The 22,188-nt window shown below is 53.5% G+C and carries 16 protein-coding genes and 1 tRNA gene; all 17 read right to left on the bottom strand.

The window, feature by feature from the left end; genetic code table 11:
• Positions 1 to 287: 287 nt before the first annotated feature.
• The 17 genes from QWY29_RS16330 to QWY29_RS21085 all read right to left on the bottom strand — a co-directional run bounded on the left by QWY29_RS16330 (position 288) and on the right by QWY29_RS21085 (position 22,031).
• Complete coding sequence (locus tag QWY29_RS16330; RefSeq protein ID WP_300962091.1) at positions 288 to 641, bottom strand: hypothetical protein; 354 nt, start codon at positions 639 to 641, stop codon at positions 288 to 290.
• A 75-nt stretch (positions 642 to 716) separates the two neighbouring features.
• Positions 717 to 5,393 (bottom strand): beta strand repeat-containing protein, encoded by a 4,677-nt coding sequence (locus QWY29_RS16335; protein WP_300962092.1) that lies wholly within the window; start codon positions 5,391 to 5,393, stop codon positions 717 to 719.
• Positions 5,384 to 6,601, bottom strand: coding sequence for a hypothetical protein (locus tag QWY29_RS16340; protein WP_300962094.1), 1,218 nt, complete (start codon positions 6,599 to 6,601; stop codon positions 5,384 to 5,386). The genes QWY29_RS16335 and QWY29_RS16340 overlap by 10 nt, the downstream gene beginning before the upstream one ends.
• Positions 6,601 to 8,487 carry a DNRLRE domain-containing protein gene (locus QWY29_RS16345; RefSeq protein ID WP_300962096.1) on the bottom strand — a complete coding sequence of 629 codons (1,887 nt, stop codon included), beginning with the start codon at positions 8,485 to 8,487 and terminating at the stop codon, positions 6,601 to 6,603. The genes QWY29_RS16340 and QWY29_RS16345 overlap by 1 nt, the downstream gene beginning before the upstream one ends.
• Positions 8,484 to 11,270, bottom strand: a complete 2,787-nt coding sequence (locus QWY29_RS16350; RefSeq protein ID WP_300962097.1) for a tape measure protein — start codon at positions 11,268 to 11,270, stop codon at positions 8,484 to 8,486. Before QWY29_RS16350 ends, QWY29_RS16345 begins: the two co-directional genes overlap by 4 nt.
• A gap of 931 nt (positions 11,271 to 12,201) precedes the next feature.
• Positions 12,202 to 12,753, bottom strand: a complete 552-nt coding sequence (locus QWY29_RS16355; protein WP_300962098.1) for a phage tail tube protein — start codon at positions 12,751 to 12,753, stop codon at positions 12,202 to 12,204.
• Between the two features lie 109 nt (positions 12,754 to 12,862).
• Complete coding sequence (locus QWY29_RS16360; RefSeq protein WP_300962100.1) at positions 12,863 to 13,072, bottom strand: hypothetical protein; 210 nt, start codon at positions 13,070 to 13,072, stop codon at positions 12,863 to 12,865.
• Positions 13,073 to 14,057: 985 nt separating this feature from the next.
• Positions 14,058 to 14,489: a Gp19/Gp15/Gp42 family protein gene (locus QWY29_RS21290; RefSeq protein WP_500684585.1), complete on the bottom strand. Its 432-nt coding sequence runs from the start codon at positions 14,487 to 14,489 to the stop codon at positions 14,058 to 14,060.
• Between the two features lie 112 nt (positions 14,490 to 14,601).
• Positions 14,602 to 15,465 carry a phage major capsid protein gene (locus QWY29_RS16365; protein WP_300962101.1) on the bottom strand — a complete coding sequence of 288 codons (864 nt, stop codon included), beginning with the start codon at positions 15,463 to 15,465 and terminating at the stop codon, positions 14,602 to 14,604.
• Between the two features lie 40 nt (positions 15,466 to 15,505).
• A complete protein-coding gene (locus tag QWY29_RS16370) occupies positions 15,506 to 16,057 on the bottom strand; it encodes a hypothetical protein (RefSeq protein ID WP_300962102.1) in 552 nt (183 codons plus the stop codon).
• Positions 16,058 to 16,145: 88 nt separating this feature from the next.
• Positions 16,146 to 16,835, bottom strand: a complete 690-nt coding sequence (locus QWY29_RS21275) for a VG15 protein (protein WP_439117445.1) — start codon at positions 16,833 to 16,835, stop codon at positions 16,146 to 16,148.
• A complete protein-coding gene (locus QWY29_RS16375; RefSeq protein ID WP_300962103.1) occupies positions 16,835 to 18,229 on the bottom strand; it encodes a phage portal protein in 1,395 nt (464 codons plus the stop codon). The genes QWY29_RS21275 and QWY29_RS16375 overlap by 1 nt, the downstream gene beginning before the upstream one ends.
• Before the next feature lie 23 nt (positions 18,230 to 18,252).
• Positions 18,253 to 19,686: a terminase large subunit domain-containing protein gene (locus QWY29_RS16380; RefSeq protein WP_300962104.1), complete on the bottom strand. Its 1,434-nt coding sequence runs from the start codon at positions 19,684 to 19,686 to the stop codon at positions 18,253 to 18,255.
• Between the two features lie 20 nt (positions 19,687 to 19,706).
• Positions 19,707 to 19,934, bottom strand: coding sequence for a DUF7455 domain-containing protein (locus QWY29_RS21280; protein ID WP_439117446.1), 228 nt, complete (start codon positions 19,932 to 19,934; stop codon positions 19,707 to 19,709).
• Complete coding sequence (locus QWY29_RS16385; RefSeq protein ID WP_300962105.1) at positions 19,861 to 20,055, bottom strand: hypothetical protein; 195 nt, start codon at positions 20,053 to 20,055, stop codon at positions 19,861 to 19,863. The genes QWY29_RS21280 and QWY29_RS16385 overlap by 74 nt, the downstream gene beginning before the upstream one ends.
• Positions 20,056 to 20,180: 125 nt before the next feature.
• A tRNA-Leu gene (locus tag QWY29_RS16390) sits at positions 20,181 to 20,254 on the bottom strand.
• A gap of 1,291 nt (positions 20,255 to 21,545) precedes the next feature.
• Positions 21,546 to 22,031 carry an HNH endonuclease gene (locus tag QWY29_RS21085; RefSeq protein ID WP_369292664.1) on the bottom strand — a complete coding sequence of 162 codons (486 nt, stop codon included), beginning with the start codon at positions 22,029 to 22,031 and terminating at the stop codon, positions 21,546 to 21,548.
• Positions 22,032 to 22,188: the final 157 nt, after the last annotated feature.

Consider the following 22,188-nt stretch of genomic DNA (forward strand, 5'->3'; position numbering starts at 1 on the left):
CATACATGACTGCGGCATATAGCCACAGCGCAAATCCCATCATCGTTACCGGCTTTCCCCACTTCAATGAGCGGGTATAAACGCATACCGTGTTAGCCACGGTGACGAAAATCAGGCCAACGCCCCATAGGCTTGTAATCCATTGCCACAGGTGGACTTGGGTTGCCTGCCAGAGAATCGTTGCTTGTACCGGGTCTGCCCATCCGAAGAACACGAATGAGATACCGGTGATGAATGTCTGTAGGAAGAACAAGTGAACCAATAGGTGTACCTGCTGACCACCTACGTTAAGCAGACGCGCTAGACGGCTCTTCATCGTTGGTCCTTTCTAGTGACCGTCTTGCAGCCGCTTCTACTTCATCTACGGTTGCAGCCTTAAATGACGCCACACGCGTGTTTGCCGCCTTGATTCCCTCTAGGGCTAGACCAACTGCGTCAACGTCATGTGCGCTGCAATACCAGTCAAGTCCGTCTTGGACTTCGAAAATTGTCTTGCAGTCCTCAACGATGAGAACTGATGTGCCGTTATCCGCAATGTGGAAGACGTTGTAGATGTTCTTCTCTGTGTCGAATACGGCTTCGATTCTTTCTGTACCGGCCTCAAACGTGGGGCCTTCTACGAAAGTTCTCTTGCGAATCATGTGATACTCCTTAATATTTTGGGTCATAGAAAAGGGAGTGCAGGCCGAAACCTGCACTCCCCTTTGCTTGATTTATTATGCGATAGCCAACCATGTGAACTTCGTTGGTGATGACACCAAACCACCAGCGGTATTACGAACCGTCAGCGTAAAGGTTGACGAATTCATAGAAACCAAAGTGAAGTTGTGTCTCGAAGAACCGTAAGCCTCATCACCCATACAAACGACCGACTTCGGTACAGCACCGAGACTGTGAGTAATCGTTACTTGCGATGCTGAGTTGGTATTGGTTGTTACCTGACCACCACTGATACCGCCCAACTGTTGGTAACCAGTACCGATGGTGACAGGCGGGATGCTCATGTAGTCAGCAAGAACCGATACCTCTCGGCTACCACTCGCGTTCCAAGACGTAAGAGTGATTTGCGCCCTAGAGTTACCGGACTGACCGGTAGGTGAAGTGATGAACGTTGACTGACGGCTTTGTAGACCGTCACCAGACAAGCCACCCGGTAAAACCGTGTAGTTGTTGTACAGGGCGATTTGGTTATCCGACAACCCACTACCCGGACCCATTGTGATTCTTGGGTTACCAGCAGTATTGGTTGTGAACGACGAACCAGTGATGGTTGCACCGCTAATGTTGGAACCAGCAGTTAGCGTTCCCTTCATCGCTACCGCCCCGGTTGAGCCGGTAATGGTGAAGGTAGGGTCACCGAAGTTGTCATATGCGGTGAATCCCGTGCTGTTCATCTTGATACCAAGCGGCTTGCCGTTGTAGGTGTTAGCCGTTGTCTGGATGGTTCCACCCGTGACAATCGCACCGTCAACCGTGGTACCCGCTGTTAGAGCACCGATGAACGACACAGAACCGCTAGTTGCACTCGCACCAAAGGTCTGCTGACCTGAGTTGTTGTACATGTAGATACCGGAGGTAGAAATCTTCGGTCCAATATTTCCGCTGTTCGTCTGTAGCAATCCGGTTAGAGTTGCACCCTCAATAGTTGAGCCAGACTTGATGGTTCCCTTAACGGTTAGTGACCCCGTTGAAGTGTCCATCGTGAACATTGGGCTGTTCTGGTAGTAACCGATGATTCCGTTAGACGTAATCTTGGTACCGACTGTTGCACCACTTGCTGTCTCTAGTGGACCTGAAATCAAGGCACCAGAGATAGTGGAACCAGACTTCAACTCACCCTTCATCGCTACCGCTCCCGTAGCAGCAGTAATGGAAAAGGTTTCTGTTCCACCGCCATAGGCAATGAAAGCCGCTGAGTTGAACTTGATACCTACGTTCGCAGCAGCGTCAGTCTGGTGCATCGCACCTGTGATGGTGTGCTTAGCGGTAATCGCTAGAGCGTCAACCGCATCTGCCTTAACAGAGTTGGTTTCCAACTTGCCACCAGCAATGGTGGTCTGACCCGGGGTGGTCCAAGACGTAACAAGATTCTTGGTACCGCCGTACTGAGTGTCAGCGTAGTTCTGAGCATTCGTCTGAGCGGTGTTTGCAGCCCCCACAGGGTCTTGGGTTAGGTACCAACCGTTACCAGTCGTGACAATCGCTGAGACGCCAGCAGCGTTAGCCCTGTACATCTTATTGTTGTCACCTGTGTTAACCCATAGGTCTCCACTGGCAGTGGACGTAGGCACAGTGTTCTGAGCAAACGTCTTGATACCGCCGCTTGTCGCTGTTGGGTCATTGACCAAGTACCAGCCGTTTCCGGTAGTCACAATGGCTGTAGCACCAGCAGCATTGGCGCGGTACATCTTGTTAGATGCAGCCGTGTTAATCCACAAGTCACCAGCGGCGGTAGACGTTGGAACCGTTCCCTGAGCGAACGTGGTTGTCTTGGCAGCAACAGCGGTATTGATTTGACTCGTTACCGTAGAAGCCGTTGGACGGTCACTTAGCGCCGTAGGTAGGCCAGTGACGTTGCTCTGAGAAACAACCAGGGTGCTGGTCTCGACCAACGAACCCTTAATGACTCCGTTCCAGATTTCTAGTCCACCAGTTCCTAGACGCCAGCCAGTCTTGTTTGTCTGGTTGTAGTCGTTGGACTTGATGATTCCGCCAGTGCCCATGTTGATTTCAATGGCACCTAGCGTTCCCGTCTGCAACTTACCGACAGTCAAAGACGCTAGAACAGCATCAGACAGGTAACGAGAAGCCCAACCTGTACCGGTGAACTCCCACTGACCGATGATGTTGTTACCGGCGTCCCTCTGGAACCAGATATCACCAGCGACATAGCCAGACGTTCCACTTGCTGTAGCAGTGGAGAAGATGACCTTGTTCTTGCCGTTAGCCGTTGTGGCAGCGTTGTTGGCATTTTGCAAAGCCGTGTTGGCTGTGTTGTTCGCTGTGCTTGCTAGAGCAGCAGCATCGGTGGCTACCTTGTCCGTTACCGCCGTCCACGCACCGCTGATGTATCTCTTTGGTGTGTTGGCTGCATTGGTCGTGTCAATCCACAAGTCCTGTGGCAAGGTGCTTGCCGGTGGAGTGTTTTGGAAGTAGACCGTTGCCTTGGCGTTGGCCGTTGTCTGAGCATTGCCAGCAGCGGTGTTCGCCTGTCCTGCCAAAGCAGCAGCGTCGGTAGCAACCTTGTCGGTCACAGGAACCCACGCAGAGCCGTTATAACGCTTTGGCGTATTGGCACCGGCAGTGGTGTCCACCCACAAATCCTGACCGTTTGTAGAGCCAGGAGCGGTGGTCTGGTAATACACGGTGGTCTTAGCCTGTGCGGCTGTCAGAGCACCAGAGGCAGCGGACTGAGCAGCAGACGCAGCAGCAGCCGCATCGGTTGCCACCTTGTCTGTTACCGGGAACCAACCTAGGCCATTCCAACGCTTCGGAGTATTAGCACCAGCAGTAATGTCAACCCATAGGTCGTACTGGTTGGCGCTGGCAGGAGCCGTGGTCTGGTAGTAGACACGACCCTTACCCTCTGCGGTTGTCTGTGCTGTCTGAGCCGCTGTAGCAGCAGCATTAGCAGCACTCTGAGCAGCAGCGGCAGCACTCGCAGCATCAGTAGCAGCCTTATCGCTAACAGCCACCCATGCTGAACCAGACCAACGCTTTGGAGTGTTTGAAGACCCGGTTAGGTCAATCCATAGCGTGTTGCTGTTCTGGTAAGACGCAGCAGGAGTAGTAGTCTGATAAAGGACTACTGCCTTTCCATTCGCAATACCGGCGGCTGTGGCGGCATCGGTGGATGCTTGGTCAGCCTTGGTTTGTGCGTTAGACGCAGCAGTTGCAGCAGCAGCGGCATCAGCGATTGCCTGAGTAGCCTTAGCGGCAGCGTCCGTAGCAATCTTGTCGCTTACTGCGACCCATGCCGTACCGTTCCAACGCTTCGGAGTGTTAGCCCCGTTCGTTGTGTCAATCCACAAGTCCTGAGACCTACCGGTCGGTGCGGTGTTCTGGATATAGGTTTTGGAACTTGCGGTAGCGGCAGCAGCAGCGTCCGTTGCAGCCTTATCCGTTACGGCTACCCAAGCAGAGCCATTCCAACGCTTTGGTGTGTTTGCTCCACTGGTTGTATCAATCCACAAATCCTGTGCCCTGCCTGTTGGGGCATTGGACTGGATATAAGTCATGGATGAGTTAGCAGCCGTGGACTGAGCGGCCTGAGCAGCACCCAAAGCATTAGCAGCAGCGTTGCTTGCGTATGCAATGGTCGAGTCTTGATGACGCGCCCATTCGGTACCTGACCAGATGTACAACGTGTTTTGCTGATAGGCCGTGTTAATCCATAGGTCATTAACGTCCATACCGCTCGTTGGCTCCACGTCCGTGACGAAGACCTTGTTCTTCTCGTCAGCCAACTGCGCTGCTGCGGCAGCAGCGGCATCAGCCGTTGAAGCAGCGGTGCTTGCGTTCGTAGCCTCAGTGAACGCATCAGCCGCATCAGACAGAGCGTTGTCAGCAGCCGTCTGAGCGGTACCGGCCTTTGCGTCAGCAGCATTCGCAGCATTGATAGCGTCCGCAGACTGCTGTAGAGCAAGGGCAGCGTCGGCCTTGGCATCCTCAATGGCGTCAAGAACCTCCTGAGCGAGAGCAGCGTCAGCCGCTACCCACCCGTTAACGGAGTCGTAGACGTAAATCTTGTTACCATTGTCGGTGTCAAACCAGATATCACCATCAACCATGCCGTCTGTTGGCTCTTCGTCCTGACGGAATGACTTGTTCTTGGCTACCGCAAAGCCCATTGCTGCTTCTGCCTCAGCAAGAGCGGCAGCAGCCATTTCAGCAGCATTGAAGATAGGCTGTAGAACGGTCTCTTCGTCTAGTTCTTCATCGGTAATCTTGCTAGGAGTCTCACCGATAACGTCAACGACAAACCATGTGCCACCGATTAGTTCTAGGGCCACAGCCTCCTTAACGTCGCCTCTGAACCCTTCCTTTAGTCGAGAGAACAGAGCGTGGGTGACAACGGCGGTAATCGCCTCGCTGTCGTCACCTACAGATACCTGTGCCTGCTTCTCCATTGACTCTGGGTAGACGGCTACCTCTGCATCACGTACCGCCGCACCTGCCAACGGTGCTGCCAGTGTCAGGACGTTGCCGACATAGTTGGCAGTTGTGTAGTCAATAACTTCACCGTTAATCTGTAGCGTTCCACCGTCGTCGTTGAAGTCAGACGCATCTTCGACCAACAAAAAAGACGCCCCGACAGGAGCGTCCTCAACTAGATAGGTTCCACGCTTAACAACGCTTACCTCTTCTACGTAACCTTCGTCTCTCATTGCCATGCCATTTGGTCTTCCTTTCTCTTATTTTTGTTGTTTTGCTTGTCCTTCGGCTTACGCTTTGGCATCTTCTTTTTCTTGATGGTCATAAGCCTTCGGTTGTATCCCAACGTCATCGTGTCTCCGATGGTTAGCGGGATACTGAACTGCCTCAATGTGAACTGAGACCCGTAGGATTCAAAGTCCAACTTCACACGGTCATACTCTTCAAGGTATGGAACCGGTAGTGAGTCAAAGGCAATCTCAACCTGCTGTTCTAGGTAGTCAGCCAAGATGTTGTGTGCCTTAACGTCTGCTGCGTTCTTGGAAGTGATGGAATCGTTCTCCACAACCTCTGTCAGATACAGCGGCACAATCTCACCATTGACCTTTCGGCCTAGTCTCCAAGGACTTAGAGGATGAGTCCTCTGCGCTACCGCTCGTCCGACGACAGCCTTTTCCTTGGTCTTCTTACCCTTAACGATGACTGCGTTCTTTGCCTCTTGTGCATTGAACGAGATATTCGGAGTGCTCATCAAGGTACCGGCGTCTCCCCCACGGAAGGTGAATACGTTGTTTCCGCGTGCAGGCTTTAGACGTAGACGACCGTCACCGCCGTAATACAGCACCCTGTCCATTGACCTAGCAAGGTGCTGTGCGCCCTGCCACGGGGTCTGCTTCAACGCAACCATTGAGAAGTCATCACCCAAACGGGCATTAGGCAACTCTGGTAGGTCAAACTTCGTTTCTCCTGCGTGCTCACGCATTAGACGCTTGATGACGTCTACCTTGTTTGCACCCTTCTTCGCCTTGAAGTTGGTCCACAAGACACCACGTGCAAGGTGTTCCTTGCCGAAGCAAGTAATCTCGATGGTGTCGCTGTTGCGGCTCAGAGACACGATTGGACCGGCAAAGATTGGCATGAACAGCCACCTGTTACCGCTGTTTGCCTTAACTCCGTACTCAACCTCAATCATTCGGTTCATGTACATCGCTGCTTCGGATGGGTCTTCCGAATCGAACGAAACTGTCCCGGTTGGGTCGAATAGTGTTACCTGCAAAGTCCTGCTGACTTCGCCTGCGGTGTCCACGTCAACCTGACCACCCAACAGCATGTGCGACACGTCGCGCTGCGGGTTTCCTACAAGGTCAGTGACACGGACAACCACCTTGACTGAGTGGGAGGTCATTAGAGCGGTGTCTAGTGCCTCCCTCTCAGCCTTGGTGTACATCAAAGGTTCGCCTCAAATGGCAGTTGACCCTGCTGCCAGAAGTTGAAGGAAACCCTCTTAACGACTTCCTTGTGTGGTGTAGGAGCCACGGTGACGTTAGCGATAACCACAGGGATAGACATGTCACTTAGGACAAGGGCATACGTCTGGCCCGGTGTTGACTTTAGTGTGTACATATCTGCCTCCTGTTCTCTTACTGAGCGGCCTCCTGTGTTAACTAGAAGACCGGAAATGCTTCCTTCATACCCTCGCAATGCCTGCGTCAGCAGACGTGCGCGAGAAGAGCCAATCGGGGTGAAGGTCTGGGACTCTTCGCCCATTTCCCAACTGCCCTCATCAACGTCCATAATCTGAATCTTGATGTTGCGGCGTGGGTCGATTAGCCAAATGCCAACGAACTTGTCGGCACTCTTGGTGATAGACACCGGCGTGCTGTTCTCGGCTGCTGAACCGTTGACAGAAGCACCGACCTTGTAGTCATAAGATGCGCCTGCCTTGGCTGAGTAGTCGTGGTACTCATATGCACCCGGACTACCGCCCTGAACGTCTCCCGGTGCTACAGAATCAATCTTGACGTTTCCACGCCAGATATCGAACCTGTCAGGAGCCTCAGAACGAGTCCAGTTAAGGCGGATACCCGGCTCACCTTGGTTGGCTAGGTCAGTAGCCGTTAGCCCTGAGATTGGGGTGACCGTTGCTGGCTCCCCACCGTTGGCACCACCCGTGGTAGCAGCCTTGTAGGTGACTACGCGGGTAACTTCATACAGAACGTCTTGACCAACCACAGCGGTACGGTCAACGTCGTCCCAGACACGCACAACGATTTCGTATGGCGTGGTCTTGTTCGCAATAACGTCGTCACCAGAGTCAGTCTTAGCCTTAATCTGGTGAGAGTTTGCACCGGACGTGAAGCGACCAGAGTTGTACAACTCCTTACCGCTCGTCGCATGACGCACAAGCACCTGCCACGCGGCCTGTGTCTTGCCTGTAAGCGACCAAACGATTGTCGGGGTGGTATCGGTGATAATGCTGCCCGTAGGGCTTACAAGGACCAATGTGCCCTTAGCGTCATACCTGAACGATGTGACGTCAGACCACGCTGACTGATTGTTTGCGTCGTCCTTAACCCTGACACGCCAGTAGACAGGCTCAGAGGTAGATACCGTGAACTTGCCTGCTAGGTCGTAGACAGGGTTGTTGGAAGTTACCCACCCTGAGTCATGGACGATGCCCGTCATGGCTGCGTTAGTGGAAATCTGTACTTGGAATCCGCCCATCGTGGTTGTGCCACGATTGTCGAAGAAACGGAAGGCCAGTGTTGGTGAGGCAGTAGCCACGAATCCGCCACCACTCGGGTATAGGTCTCGTGGCTTCTCTGGTGCCTCATTCCACTCAATCGTCAGAAGGGGCTTCCAACCATTAGCGGTTGAAGAGTTGAACTCACGGATGGTGTTTTCGTTTGACTCAATGCGCCAGCCGTAGAAGTCACCACCGTTGACGGCAATCTGAACCGCAGAGGTAACGTCGAAGTCCCACGGGTCGTATTGACCGTTACCGCCCTTGGTCAAATCCGAACCACCAGCAGCAATCGCCGGTTGGTCCTTCCACGTCAACTTAGAAGCAACCCAAGGTTCGGTGACTCGCTTTAGGCTGATGGTCCTTGACCCTGTGGTGGCTCCGTTCATTACCAGTCTCAACGTCGCTCTTGTAATCTGGACATTCTTCGGCAACTGGTTGATTGGGAAGTAGATGAAGGAGCGATAGCCCCTGTTTCCATCGGTATTCCTTACCGGCAGCCTTGTTGAGTTGGCGTGGTTGCTGTTCGGACTCTCCTGCTTTACAAAAGCGTCCTTACCAGCCCTTAGTTCTAACTTGTTTGCGCTCACACATAAGCACCCCTTCTGTTGTTGTTGTATGCGCTATCCGAATCAACCTCATCCCTTGCGATATCACGGATATAGCCTTCACCGGTGTTCCAGTTAGTGATGACCATTTCTGAACGACGTGGCCTCTCGTTTCTGGTACCGGCGTTTTCTGCGTATGCCTTGAACTGCTTCTGATTGAACACAGCCTCAGGCTTGTTACTTGCGTTGTAGGCGAAGTGGCCCGGTTCTAGGATTCCTCCGTTGTCGAAGATGCCTAGGAAGGACAACGCATCCTTAATTGGGTTATCCGGCATAGGGATATCAGGGAAGTTGTTGACCTTAATCTTGTCTGGGATTGCGTTGTCACCAGCAGTGATTGCACCCCTTAGAGCACCGACACCAGCGTTTCTGAACTGCTCTCCCCACGGACCAAACTTGCTGCCCATGCTGGTGATTGCAGACCAGATTGCCTTTGCCTTGGACGGGATAGCCTTGACTGCCTCTAGGAATCCGTCCTTCTTGGCCTCGCCAGGGTTAACCGCACCAGCGACGTTGGAAGACCCGCTTACGGACCCTCCACGAACCTCAAAGTGAAGGTGAGGACCAGAAGAGTTACCTGTTGAACCAACAGAACCAATCCTCTGACCGGCCTTAACTGCCTGCCCGGCCCTCGCTGCGAATGCAGACAAGTGGGCATACAAGGTGCTCTGTCCACCGTGGTTAATCGCTACGTGGTTACCGTAGGAACCAGCGATAGAGCGGACGTATGCAACAACACCGTTCTTCCATGCAACAGCAGGCTTGCCAGTGTCGTCACCGATACCGTTAAGGTCACCGGCCCACTGAGCCCATTCATAACCAGAGTGCTGCTTAGCGGAAGTCGCACCAATCATCGGCAGGACTCCACCTAGGAAGTAGCCACCTAGGTCACGTGGCCTCTGGTGTAGAGGACTGTGCAGACTGCCTCTACGGGCCTGACGGTTTAGTTCCTCTACCCCGCGCTTACCGCCAACTAGGCGTGTGAACTCAGGACGCATGATTGCTTCTCCACCAGACAGAGCCAGACGGCCACCGGTAGGAGATACGAACTGGTGAACGTCACGACCCGGCGTGTAGCCCGGTAGAACACCACCAGTAGCGAAGTGAGCACTTGGAAGGTTGACGCCAGGAATCTTGTTCATCATGGCGCGGATACCGTCGTTGTAGACGGTGTTGACCAAGAACTCAACTGGCTTGCGTGCAACAGCCTTTAGGCCGTTCCAAATCTCGCCAATCCTGTCTACACCCTTGCGGAATGCAGGCGCAACCTTCTCACGGATGAAACCGCCCAATGCCTCAAATACCGGCTTGATGACGTTGTTCCATGCACCCTTAATCAACTTGCCGATACCGGCCATGACCGGACGGACTACGTTGTTCCACAGGAACCTAAGGACAGGGAACAGAACCTTCGTAAAGTAAGCCTTCCAAGCGTTGAAGACAGGCTTGACTACCCTGTTCCAAGTGCCCTTGATTGCGGCACCGATTGCCTTGAAGGTTGGCTTAACAACGTTGTTCCACAACCTCTTGATGGTTGGGCCTAGGTTGGTGATTGCGTTCCAGAACGCCTTTAGGGCTGGCTTGATATAGCCGTCCCATGCGGTCTTAACCGCTGCCTTAATACCGGCCCATGCCTTCTGCACGATTGCACGGAAGGTGTCGGACTTCTTGTAGGCGATGATGAGACCAGCGACAAGCAGACCAATGGCCGTGACGACTAGCCCCAGAGGGTTAGCCTTCATGGTTCCATTCAGAATCTTCTGAATCGTGTTCCATGCAGTCGTTACAGCCGTCGTCACCTTGACGTAGGCGTTGTAGGCCACCAGAGCCGCACCAGCAGCAGCCAAGCCACCCGCCAGTGCTCCCAGAATGTCCTTGTTATCGACCAGCAAGCCCCACAGGCTTTGCAGGGTAGGTACTACGTCGTCCTTGACGAAGTTGCCGAAGTCCTTTAGTGGCGGGACCACGTTGGTCTTCATCCAGCCACCAAGTCTGGTGAACGCTGGGATTACCTTGTCAACGATGAATCCAGACAGACGGTTGAACACCGGCTGTAGACCAGTTAGGACAGGAATCAGAGCGGTAACAATGGAAGCCTGTAGGTTTCCGATTGCACCTTCCCAAGTGTCGGTGCTGGTGGCAGCCTTCTTTGCTGCCTTACTGTTTCCAGTCTCGGCAACGGCGGCGTTGAACTCGTCAGCGGAAATCTCACCGTTAGCCATAGCCTCTCGGAAGTCACCGACGAATGCGCCATTCTCCTTTAGAGTCTTCTGCAAGATTCCAGAAGCACCAGGGATAGCGTCTGCCAACTGGTTCCAGTTCTCAGTTGTCAACTTGCCCGCACCAGCGGTCTGGGTCATAACCATTCCGACAGACTTGAATGTCTCGGAGTTACCACCAGCAACGGCGTTCAAGTTACCGGCTGCTTCGGCTAGGGAGTCGTAACCCTTAACACCGTTAGCAGCCAACTGAGCCGTAACGTTCTGAATATCGTTCAGTTCGTAGACGGTCTTGTTAGCGTAATCCTGCGTACGCTTGTTTGCTGCATCAATCTCCTTCTGGCTGAAACCAGCGAAGGTCATTGTTGAATTGAACTTCTTGATGGAGTCAGAAGCCCTAGCAGCGTCATCAACGAATGTGGCGATACCTGCACCTAGGGCTAGGAATCCACCACCGGCAACCTTTAGGGTCTTACCGATACCGTTAGACAGGTTGGAACCCATCTTCTTACCGGTCGTTTCGGACTGCTTCTCAACAGCCTTCATTTCTGACTTAATGTGTGCCGTCAACTTAGAAGTCTCAGGCAGGATGGAAATATAGGCAGCACCCAACTCAATAGCCATTGGGGAACCACCTCCTTTGTTGTTTTATTTGCGTACCGCGCCCGGTGTTACCAGCCCAAGAACTCCTTCATTTCGTCCGTTGGGATAGCATCAGAGCCGAAAGTCTCGCTCTCGTCCTTAACTCCCGGCCTTGGAATAGGCTTCGGGTAGTCCTTTTTCTTGCCGCCGCTGTTCTGCCACGCAAGGACGTTCAGCAGGTCTGCGCTAAAGGCAGCAAGTTGTTCCTGTAGACCCCATTCAGCGGCCTCAGAACCGTGTAGAGAGCGCCATAACGCAGAAGAGCGGGGTGCCTGATTGCAAATTGCTCTCAGGTCACCCCACGTCAAATCTTCTGTTCCTAGGTCGCGCAGCCTGAGTCCTAGACAAATGAGGTCATATTCAATGGCCTCACCATGCTCGTCAATTAGAGCAAGGAGGCTTAGGATTCCCCCGGCGTAGCACCTGTGTACTCTCGGAAAGCCTTCGTGAACCCTTCCGTGAACTCATACGCCTCATCGTCGTCCATCTCGTCAAAGGTGGCTTCTAGAGTCTCCGCGTCGAAAACCGTTTCAAGCATCAAGAAGAACACGTCATCTGGTGCCTTGTGGCGATTCTTTCGCTGGAATCCCGGCTTGTTAATGTCAGCGAACGATGCGCCTTCTGCCATTTCATATGTCTTACCCTTGTACTCAAACGAGTAACGGGCTAGTTCTTCCTTGGACTTCTTACGGTCTGCTGGCTTTGTAGTCATAGTGTTTATTTCTCCTGTTAGTTTTATTGGCTCTTACTCCCCTACCGCGCCACTGGCAGGTAGAACTAAGTGGCCCCTACTAAGGACGAATCCTGTTCAGGGCCACTTGTCATTTGTGCTCTATCAAGCGGCTGGGCGGCTGATGTACTGGTAAGCGTTGTTACCGTTCTCATCAACGAATGCCTCAACGGTGACGGAGAAGCCAGAGACTTCACCATCGGTGTAGGTAACGTCATCAACAGACGTGACCTGACCCTTTGGAACGTATAGGCGAACTCGGTTGTCCCCATCCTTCATATCGAAGACAAAGGAACGCTGCGGTAGTTCATCGCCGTTAATTGCGATGGATACAGCGCCACCGGCTGCAACCGTTACGTTTCCTGCACCGAAAACAGTCTCTAGAACGTCAGCGTTTAGAGTCTCAATCAGTGTGAAGGAGAAGGTGGAAGCAAAGTCAGTCTGTAGAATCTTTACAGTGTCTCCACCCCATGCCTTAACCTTGTCAGTTGAACGGTCAGTGGTCTGAGTTAGTCCGTCTTCACCTACATACCCAAGCGGAGTGAATCCGGTTAGGGCAGTTGTTGCATCTGTAGGTGCGGCAGCAGTCAAGTCACCGACCAGAATGCCGCCGCTTGCCATAGGCTTTGGAGCGACGACGTTATTTGAGTTAGTCATTTAGTAATGACCTCCATTCCATAATTTGTGTTCCTCTCCGTCGCCGGACAGGTCGTTCTTTTGGGCATGAAAAAAGGGCCTCCGCAGAGACCCTTGGTTTCAGTGCTATTTACTCGGAATCAGCCTTTGCCTTACGCGGCTTTGGCTTTTCCTCGCGTGCTTCTTCAATTGCTTCCTCGGTTGATTCGCCAACCTCGGTTTCGATGAATTCGCGTCTTGGCTTGGCCTTCAACCAGCCTGCGGCGACGTGTGCGTCAACAAACTCGTCATCGCGCTCAATGGACAAATCCTTAAAATGTGGGTGCCACAACTTAGTCACTTAGAGCCACCCCCTTTACGTCGATTGAAACAGTGAACTGATACCTGTCCGCCTTTGTTTCGGGGTCAGGGTTATAGGCAGGGGAACCAACGTCAATCACTCGGTAAATCCAAGTGTTGTTGACGGTCTCCCCTGACATTGCGTGGACATATGCTCTGGTCAGTTCAGCCAGTTCTGATGCCTTTACTTGGTCTGCTTCCCATACTTGGAAAGTCACCATTGCGTTATCTGCGTTGAGCCTTACCTTGTTACCGCCCACCTTGGTCACACGAATGAATCGTGCTGGCCTCTGAGCGGGTACCTTTGTTGCTACCGCTGTGTTTGGTAGACGGGCCTTTAAGTACGAAACAACTAGTGCTTCGACACTCGGGAATACGATTACCTCAGCACTCATAGACCCACCCTCTGTCTGGCTAGTGCCCTGAGAAGTGAGTCGTTGGTGTTGTTGTCGATGATTGCTTCTACCTCTGCCGTGATGACAGAGCCACGGGAACGGGTGCGTCCAGCCCTAACGGACTTTTCGTACCCCTCCCCTAGTTCAGCAACGATGTTGTCGACAATCTGGTTAAGCATCCGGTCAACCTCAGGGCTACGCCTGATTTGCTGGAAGGCAGCCAAGTTCCACTTGTAGCGTGTGCGCTTAGCCATAGTTAGCCCTCCACTCTCTTTAGGTTGATTTCGATACCCGGCGTGAACCCGAACGGGCCACGGTTCCAGTTAGCGATATCGCCAACCACGTCGTATTCCTCACCGTCCACGACGATGCGGTCACGGGCACTAACGTCTACGGACTCAGGTGCCAGCACGGTCAGCCCGGTAACAACCGCTGCACGTCCGATTTCGAACGGCTCATTGGAAGTCGCAGGAGCGATGCTGTAGACGCCTACAAAAACGGGAGCGTCCCAACCCTCCGTTGCATTGCCAAAGGCGTCTGTAGCCCCTGTTCTGTACTTCCTAACGCCTATTGAGAACAGGGTAGGAAGGTTCAAAACGTTCCTCCGACTGGAACCCATACGTCAGGCTGTGGTGGGACGTAGCCTCTTGGGGTCATATCTAGTCCGAACGCCTTACCTCGGTAAGACGATGGGGCTGCCAATTCGGACCTGTCAGCATCAGTCAGGTACATGGCTCCCGGCTCATCGCCTCCGTATGTGATGCTCTGAGAGAACGAACCAGCGCCCTGTTGAATTGAACGGTGTCCGGTAGGGTTTCGCAGGAAGCGAATAACCATCCTTGCTGCAACCTTCACAACGCGGGCTTCTGGCAACTCTCCTGAGTCAATACGGTCTTGAATGCCGGGGAACGCACGAAGAATCGTGTCCTCTGCGTCTTCGATGAGGGTTGTTACTTGCGACTCGTCGCTTGGCATTCCGCCACCAACCCAGCGGTCTGAAATGTCACTGTATGTAGTCCACATTGGCAGACCTCCTTATATGTATTTGGGATTCAAGGAGCGGGCCTACTTGGCTACCGCCCGTTTTTGGGCATAAAAAAAGGGCCGTTCGGCCCACTCGCTTTGAATCTTAAAATCACGCTACGGTGTTTGCGCCAACAATCTTGACGAACTTGTCTTCATCGCGGACAGCGAATCCAACCTCAACCTCTGCACGGATAGCAAACATGTTGTGCTCCCATAGAGAGATACCGTCAACGACTGCTTGGTCGCTCATGGAGACCTTTACGCCTTCTACGGTTCCGTAGAACGCCTGAGTCCAGTCACCAGCGAAACCTAGAACCTCACCGTCGTCGCCTGCACCGTCTGCACGGTAAACAGCAGGAGTGATTGCAACGCGACCACCCAAGATGTTTGCAACACCGTTGTCAGCGATGGAGTTAAGGAATAGCGGACGACCGTTGCCGTCAACTGCACCGTTTAGAAGGGTCTTCGCACGTGGTGCTAGTGCCCATCCGTTAAGTACACCGTTCGCACCTGCAACAGCACCGTCAATCGCAACTAGGTCTGCGTAAGCGTCAGTACCGTCTAGGCCAAGAGCCTGAACACCAGCAAGGGTGTCAAAGCCAGACCCCGGAACTGGACCGTGGAAAACTGCACGGTCGAACTCGCGTGCAAGAGCGTTAGGCAGACGTGCTGCTAGCGCCTCATACAACGCGTTTGCGTCACGACGGAACTCGTCGGTGAAACGCTGGATAACTGCAATCTTGTAAGGGGTGATTACCTTGTTGTCTACAGTTGAGTCACTGGTTGGCTTCTTTGCACCTTCGGCAACGAAGGACGCAGTTGCGTCACCAGTGATTAGAGGGACGGCAACACCGTTACCCGGTAGAACCATCTGAGTTGCTAGGGACATTACAGCAGAACCAGTCTGTGCATCTGCCCAAATTGAGTTGGCGACACTCTCTGGCAGGTTAACTCCTGCGGTCGCGCGTGTCATAGTCATATCGAAAAATCAATACCTTTCTGGGGATTTAGAATTAGTTGAATAGTCCTTCCAACGCGGCAGCGCCTTGCTGCTTCGTTGAAAGAGGGCCTGTACTTGCTCGCGTCCCCTGCGCGGTATCAGGCTTTGGGGTCTTGGCAGAGGTCTGAGAAAGCCTTTCTGCCTGCTTAGTTAGGGTTTCCTCGTCCGTAGCGGTTAGGAATAGGGCTACGTCCTCTTCGGAAATCCCGTACTTCGCTGCAACCTGCCAACGCAAAGAATCCGCCTTAACGGTGGTCTGCAAATCAGCAAGTTGCTTTTCTAGTTCGGACACTCGGCTCTCGGCTGAATCAGCCCTTGCCTTGTCCTTATCGGCGCGGCTTTCCCATAGACGGGCGCGTGCCTTCCAATCGTCCTCAGAATCTTCCCTTTCGGAATCCTTCTCCTGAGAATCTTCGGAAGCATTAGCCTCCGTTGTCGCCTTAACCTCTTCGGTCTTTACCTCAGTGGTCATGGCTGTCTTTTCTTCGGTACCGGCCTCTTCTCCGTTGACCATGCTCAAAAGAGCGTCCTTTTCGGAGTCAGTGACCTTTACTTCGTCAGACATTTGTTACCTCTTTCCGCCCCTTCCGGGCATAAAAAATCCCCGCCACCCTTCCGGTTGCGGGGTTGTGTGCTTTGCGCGTCTAATCGCATTAGTTGTTCGCTGCTTCGGCCTTTCGGGCTTCTACAGCGTCCTGCCAGCGGTCGTACAACTCGTCAGGGTCGTATCCCGCTGAATTCAAATCAGCAAGGTCTCTGTCGCTCCAAATTGGTGTTGAAACGCAGTCACACTTGCCGTGAAACTTGTGAACAGCGCCAGCGGCCTTCTCAGAGGCGTATACAGCCCCTCGGCTCGCTAGCATTAGGCAGAACTCGCAGGTCTCCGGTCCTGTTGGTACGCGTGCCCAAGCAACTCGTGCTGGGTCTGCGTGACCGTTCAGTTGGATGGTGTTCCTGCCGTGCTGCTTAACCAGACGGTCTGTTACGTCCGCAAGGTTGTTGAATGCAGCAACGGGGTCGGTCTGCCCGAACAAGGGGCCAACGGCCCACTTGGTTGAAATCGTCGCTTGCTCTAGAGGGATTGGGTCCGCTAGAACCGCTCTGTACGAACCACTCACGCCCGATGCGTCACGTAGTTCGTCGTAGAAGTCCGCTGCTACCGTCGCCCCAATCTCTCCGTACGACTGAATAAGTTCAGGTAGGAAGAGTTCAAGGGCACGTACGGTCCCTAGCCCGTCGTCGGGGTCTAGGGACGCGTAGAAGCGTTGTAGTTCGCGCTCTGCTAGAACGGCTACGTTGCTCTGTGCCTTACGGAACTCAGCGACCTGTGCCGCTGTAGCCATTAGGCAACCTCAGTTCCCTGTACCGCTGCCTGTAGGTCAGCGAGACGCTGTGAGGCATTCGCCTTACGACGCTCGTTCATAACCTGTGCCTTCTCTGCCGGGTCTAGGCCGATACGGTCTAGAACAACCTCAGAGTCAGCAGGCAAGATGCCAGAAGAAACCAACTTGGATACTTCATCAGCAGCAGCAGAGCGGGTAGGAGTACCAGCGTCACGCCACTTGTTCGTGACACGGCTGTACTCGTCTGGAATCTCTCCATCACGAACCAGCAGTGCTAGGCGTCCTACCTCAGTCAGTGCGCGGCCAAAGTGGCTCTGCCTGTCCTCGGCACGCTTGATTAGGCGAGACTCCATGATTCGTGCAGCGTCACCAGACGGCGGGTTATCCGTGTGGAAGCCCAAGTAGGTGACAGGTGCAGCCATTTCGGATGCAGCCATTTGCGCTAGACCCTTAATCTGGTCTAGGTACGGAGCAGGAGACGCAGGAGTGAACTGACCGAACGTTGGGTTAGGTCCACCGTTTTCATTAGGTGGAGCAACCATCATCTTGGTCATCAGTGCTTCCCAGCCAGGAGTTGGATTGCCGTTCTCATCTAGGAAGGCGTCCTTCTCCATACCGGCTGCCCAGCGGTGTGGAGTGCTGTAGAACTCTCGGTTCAACTCCATACCAAGCAAGGTGCGTACGCCGGTGTCCACCGCGTAGCGGATAGCCCTTGTGATTTGGCTACGTCCGCCGTTACGGCTAGCGCGAGGGTCATTAACCATCTGCGCTACTAGGACTCGGCCTAGGTTGTGCTGGTCGCGGTCTGCGACTACCCACAATCCATTGACCTTGACTACGCGGATATTCGCGTAAGGCATGTAAAGGGTTACGTCGTCAACGACACCATTGGTGTTGGCGTTAACTCCCAGAGCAGCAGACAGACGACGGGTGCGGTTGTCCCAAATACCCGTCATGTTGCGAGCAGACTCGACAGTGATAAGCGGGTTAGGCTCACCGTCGAATCCAGACCCAACTACTAGGAACGACGTTCCGTAGATGAACGCGTCCTTGGTTGCTAGGCCACTCTCAATATCTAGACTGTTCTGTTCGTAGACCTCAGATAGTCCGAAGTCGTCACCCTCATATGAGCGCCAACCCTGCCAGTCGATTCGTTCTGCCAGAATGTCAACTGACATACCGGCCCATCCGACAACAGCAGGAATGTTCTGTAGGTGTGGCGGGATAGCAATACCAAGGTGATGAATTCGCTGTTCGCCTTCGTAGTACGCTTCCTTCAACCTGTTGCTGACTTCATAAACAGCCAGCCTGTTAAGCATTTCATTAACCAGACGCTCTTCGTCCTCAGTTAGCGAGGATTGCGGTAGCGCAATGGCGACAGGAGAAATAGTCAACTCGTCGCCTCCTTTGTTTGAATTTATTTGAGCATCAAGACTCGACGGTCTGACGCTCTGCGCTCACTCGGTGGCTTGCGCTTGCTTGTAAGTCCGTGTCCAGCCAAAGTGACTGCGACCAACGGAGTAATATCTGTGTTTGGATTCTTGCGGTTCCAAGCCCATCCCTGACCTACCGGCCTCTTTGATGCGCCTGCAATGGCTGCATTGAGTACCGGCTGGTCTGCGTGCATCATTCGGACGTTGACAACAGAGTTGTAAAACGACATACACGACTGAACGACCTGTGATGACGAAACCTCAACCACACGGATGCGTGCGGCTCTTAGGTCTGGCAACAGCGATGCGCCAGGACCGTAGGAGTCAATGACAATCGCTACGGGGTTCCAGTCGGCCTGCAACTTGCGTAGGGCCTCAACAATCCAGCCTGTGCCCTTACGGTTAGCGACTACCTGATAAGAGACCTTGTCTCCGACATACCCCGCCATGCCGATAGAGGCGATAGTCAGGTCAGGGCTAACGTCGATAGCAAAGGCAACCGGGTCTGTCGGGTCAACGTTGCTCTTTAGCGTGTCCCAATGCTCCATATCGAACATGGAGTTGGCACCGATACCGGCCCACATGCCCAGACGTTCACGGGCAAAGGTCTCGTCATCCATACCAAGGAACTCGTTATGGACAGTAGAGACTTCACCACGGATACCAAGAGACGGATTCGCCTTGGCCCATGTGGTTGGGTCTGAGTAGTCATCGCCTGTCTCGGCTGACCATTCCAGCCAGGAGAAGCGGTCTGCCTCTCCCTTTAGGGCAACGTCGCGGTAGCGAGCAAAGACCGTTCCGTCCACGCTAGGAATAGGTGGAGTACCAGTCAGGATGGTCTGTGGGTTCTTAACCGAATACAGCGTTGGCTGTAGAGCCGCGTAGTCGTCGTCAGACATGTCTTGCGCCTCATCACAGACCAGCAGGTCTGCGGTAAATCCACGACCAGAGTTCTTTGAACGTGCAACGAACTTGATGACGCCACCGTTTGTGAACTCAATGGCCTCTTCACCGTTGACACGGCTGATTCTCTTGACCAACTTGGCAAGTTCCGGGTTGACCTGTGGGTCAACGTGCTTCAACATTCGTGCGAAGTGGTCCTTGGAAGTCTTTAGCAAGTGAGCCGTGTGCAAGATGCGTTCACCCAAGATGACTGCACCGAATAGTTCTCTTGCTTCTAGTACCGCGCCCTTACCGTTCTGACGGGGTACGGATAGACCGTTAATCGGTGAGACCCACAATCCTGCGGCGTCTTCACCAAGCCATGCCTTTAGTACCGTCGCCTGCCAGTCGTCTAGGTGCAGCCCATAAGCCGCACACAGGTCAACTGCCTCTTCGTAGGCGTTGGAGTGGTACTTAGGTAGGTATGCCAGTCGCGGAGTCTGATTGCCCATGACCGGCTTTTGAAAAGCAGTCATGGTTGTTGTTCCTCCGTTATTTAATTGACTGTCAAAGCCTCTCTGGCGTCGATGAACAGATATTCACGCAACGCTTCTTCGTGTTCGTTGTAATGGTGGCTGCACCACATCAGGGCACGGCCAGAGTGGAGCGTCATTACGTACGCTCTTGCTCCGCATCGGTCGCAACGTTCGTCATGCCTCATTACCGGCGTTCTTCCTGCGCTCTTCTCGACGCTTTGCGATTTCGTCGGCTGCGCTGGTTGCATCTGCCACCGGCATGGCTTCAATCTGTGCCAGCACGTCTGTCATCTGCTTGGACAGTGCTGCTAGGTCACGGCTTGATGCGGTTTCAATCTCTTCTGCAAGTCGGTTCCTCAGCGCAATCAAGGTCGCAAGCCTGTCGCCGGAAGCCGCTGCTGTAACTAGGTCTCCCATTCGGAACCTCCTTTTAAGTTAGAGACGAACAGCCCGGTGTGTATCTGGCTAAGATTGAAGGTTGGGCTGTTCGTCAGTGACTCTGGTCGGATTCGAACCGACACTTCGTTGGGTCTAAGCCAACGTCCTCTACCAGTTGGGATACAGAGCCATAGGACGGTAGGGGTCTTCTGCCCTACCGTCCGTTGTGGTGCATGAGAAAGGCCCCTAGGACGCCTGAGGATGCGTTCTAAGGGCCTTGTAGATTGTTTTGGTACCCCAGCCTCATTGGCTTATTTCTAACGGGGGGATTGGCTCAATGACGTGGGCAAGCCAGCCAGGGGGCCTAGGGGGGTACCCGGGTGGGGGGTCTTACTTCTTAGGCTGAACCTTGAATGGAATGGTGTCCCCAACCTCAACACGGTGTCCTAGTTCAGCCATGATTAGTGCTGAGTCAACTGAGAACTCAATGACACCTTCGTAGGTTCCATCTTCGTTCTGCCTAATGTCAGAGGCATCGGCTAGTAGCCTGTTCCAGTCTCTTTCGTCTAGGTCTTTATTGATAACGTTAGTCATTACTACTCCTGTTGTTGTTATTGTTTTCTGTACCGCCGCGTTGGGTTACAACCGTATGTGTTTACAACCACTGTCGTGTCTGACCTTGCAACGGGTTGAGCGTGTCGCCCTTACCCTTGGCTGAGTTACAACCACGGTGTGCGCTTAGTGCTTGACCAAGAATGTGACCGTCATTAGCGATAGCCTCAACATGGTCTAGGGTCCAAGCCAATCTGTCGTTGGCCGGTAGAGACATATCAATGGGGTGCTTGCACAACCAGCATGTGACTGTGCCACCTTCGTTGAACTCTCTTAATGCTCGTGCCTTGGCTGCGTCTCTCTTGTTACGCCATGCTCTTAGGTTTCTTCTCTTATCGTGTGATGCCATTAGGGTTGGTACTTATCTTCTGTACCGGCCCTCCTTCGTTACTGATGTGCTCTCTTCCAAGCAACCATCAGTTCAATAATCTTGTCTGCCATTCGGTGACTCATCGCTAGGTCTGAGTCGTACCTAACGTCCTTGACTCCATCGGTTAGGATGAAACTTTTGATACGCATATCTGCGTTCATCGCTTGTCCCATCCCAACCACTCAGTCATTTCCTCAATGCTCAGTGGCTTGGCTGTGTGCGGCCACAGAACCTTGATGCCGGTGTTGATGAGGTCTGCTAGGTCTTCGAACGTCTCTGCCTCTACCTCTAGGGACTGTCCGCTCTTGTACTCGACACGGAGCCTTAGGCAGTAGTCGCGTGTTGCTGGTAGTTCCTTGACTGCTGGGTCACTCATCGGTACCGCCGCCGTCTCCGTTGCACAGACGCTCTAGGTCAGCCTCGCTGAGTCCTTGCAGGTCAGCAGGCCAGTCGTATGTCTCGTTCATGTTGTGCTCCTGTTGTTGTTGTTGTATTTGTCTTACTTCCAGACCACGTATGGTCTGTAGTCTGTTGAGTTGCGATTGCCCTTGCTGCCGTTGCATGGCTGGCAAAGCAACTGTGCGTTGCTCAGTGAGTGAGGCCCACCAAGCGAGATAGGTACGATGTGGTCAAGTTCGATTGACTCTGTGCGACCACACTTCATGCAGGCTGCGCCGTACTCGGCTAGCAACATCTGCATACCGTTGCTGGGGAAGTCTCCTGTGGTGTAGTGCAGCCTGCGCTTGTGGCGTCGGGCATTCCCGGCGTGGCGCTTGCACTCTCGGCACCGAGTATCGTGTGTCTGTACGTACCGGCGGTCTAGCAGCAACCGTGCATGTGGGTGACCTACAGGCAGTTCGTCGTAGTCAGCCAGCGGCTTGATGGTGAGGCATGTGGTACAACGTCGCCTACCCTCGCGGTAGAGGATGCGGTCTTCGTTCAGTTCGCCCGCCGTGCGCTTCCTTCTGCTGTGCGTTGTTGCCATGCTCACCTGTTTTTCCTTCTCATATAGAAGGATGGGTGATTGCCCAGATGTGTGACACGTTCGGAAGAAACTTCTTCAAGAAGTTGTGTGAATGGCGTTCTGTCTGGTTACTATCTCCGTCATCGGGCCTTCAACTACCGGCCTAACCACTGACTTA

This window comes from Nocardioides abyssi (assembly GCF_030412915.1).
GTDB classification, from domain to species: domain Bacteria; phylum Actinomycetota; class Actinomycetes; order Propionibacteriales; family Nocardioidaceae; genus Nocardioides; species Nocardioides abyssi.

What these genes read in the sequence shown, in the direction of transcription:
- QWY29_RS16330 (WP_300962091.1), bottom strand. Translation starts at nt 641, where the DNA reads ATGATTCGCAAGAGAACTTTCGTAGAAGGCCCCACGTTTGAGGCCGGT.
- QWY29_RS16335 (WP_300962092.1), bottom strand. Translation starts at nt 5,393, where the DNA reads ATGGCAATGAGAGACGAAGGTTACGTAGAAGAGGTAAGCGTTGTTAAG.
- QWY29_RS16340 (WP_300962094.1), bottom strand. Translation starts at nt 6,601, where the DNA reads ATGTACACCAAGGCTGAGAGGGAGGCACTAGACACCGCTCTAATGACC.
- QWY29_RS16350 (WP_300962097.1), bottom strand. Translation starts at nt 11,270, where the DNA reads ATGAAGGCTGTTGAGAAGCAGTCCGAAACGACCGGTAAGAAGATGGGT.
- QWY29_RS16355 (WP_300962098.1), bottom strand. Translation starts at nt 12,753, where the DNA reads ATGACTAACTCAAATAACGTCGTCGCTCCAAAGCCTATGGCAAGCGGC.
- QWY29_RS21290 (WP_500684585.1), bottom strand. Translation starts at nt 14,489, where the DNA reads ATGTGGACTACATACAGTGACATTTCAGACCGCTGGGTTGGTGGCGGA.
- QWY29_RS16365 (WP_300962101.1), bottom strand. Translation starts at nt 15,465, where the DNA reads ATGACACGCGCGACCGCAGGAGTTAACCTGCCAGAGAGTGTCGCCAAC.
- QWY29_RS16370 (WP_300962102.1), bottom strand. Translation starts at nt 16,057, where the DNA reads ATGTCTGACGAAGTAAAGGTCACTGACTCCGAAAAGGACGCTCTTTTG.
- QWY29_RS21275 (WP_439117445.1), bottom strand. Translation starts at nt 16,835, where the DNA reads ATGGCTACAGCGGCACAGGTCGCTGAGTTCCGTAAGGCACAGAGCAAC.
- QWY29_RS16380 (WP_300962104.1), bottom strand. Translation starts at nt 19,686, where the DNA reads ATGACTGCTTTTCAAAAGCCGGTCATGGGCAATCAGACTCCGCGACTG.
- QWY29_RS21280 (WP_439117446.1), bottom strand. Translation starts at nt 19,934, where the DNA reads ATGCAACCAGCGCAGCCGACGAAATCGCAAAGCGTCGAGAAGAGCGCA.
- QWY29_RS21085 (WP_369292664.1), bottom strand. Translation starts at nt 22,031, where the DNA reads ATGGCAACAACGCACAGCAGAAGGAAGCGCACGGCGGGCGAACTGAAC.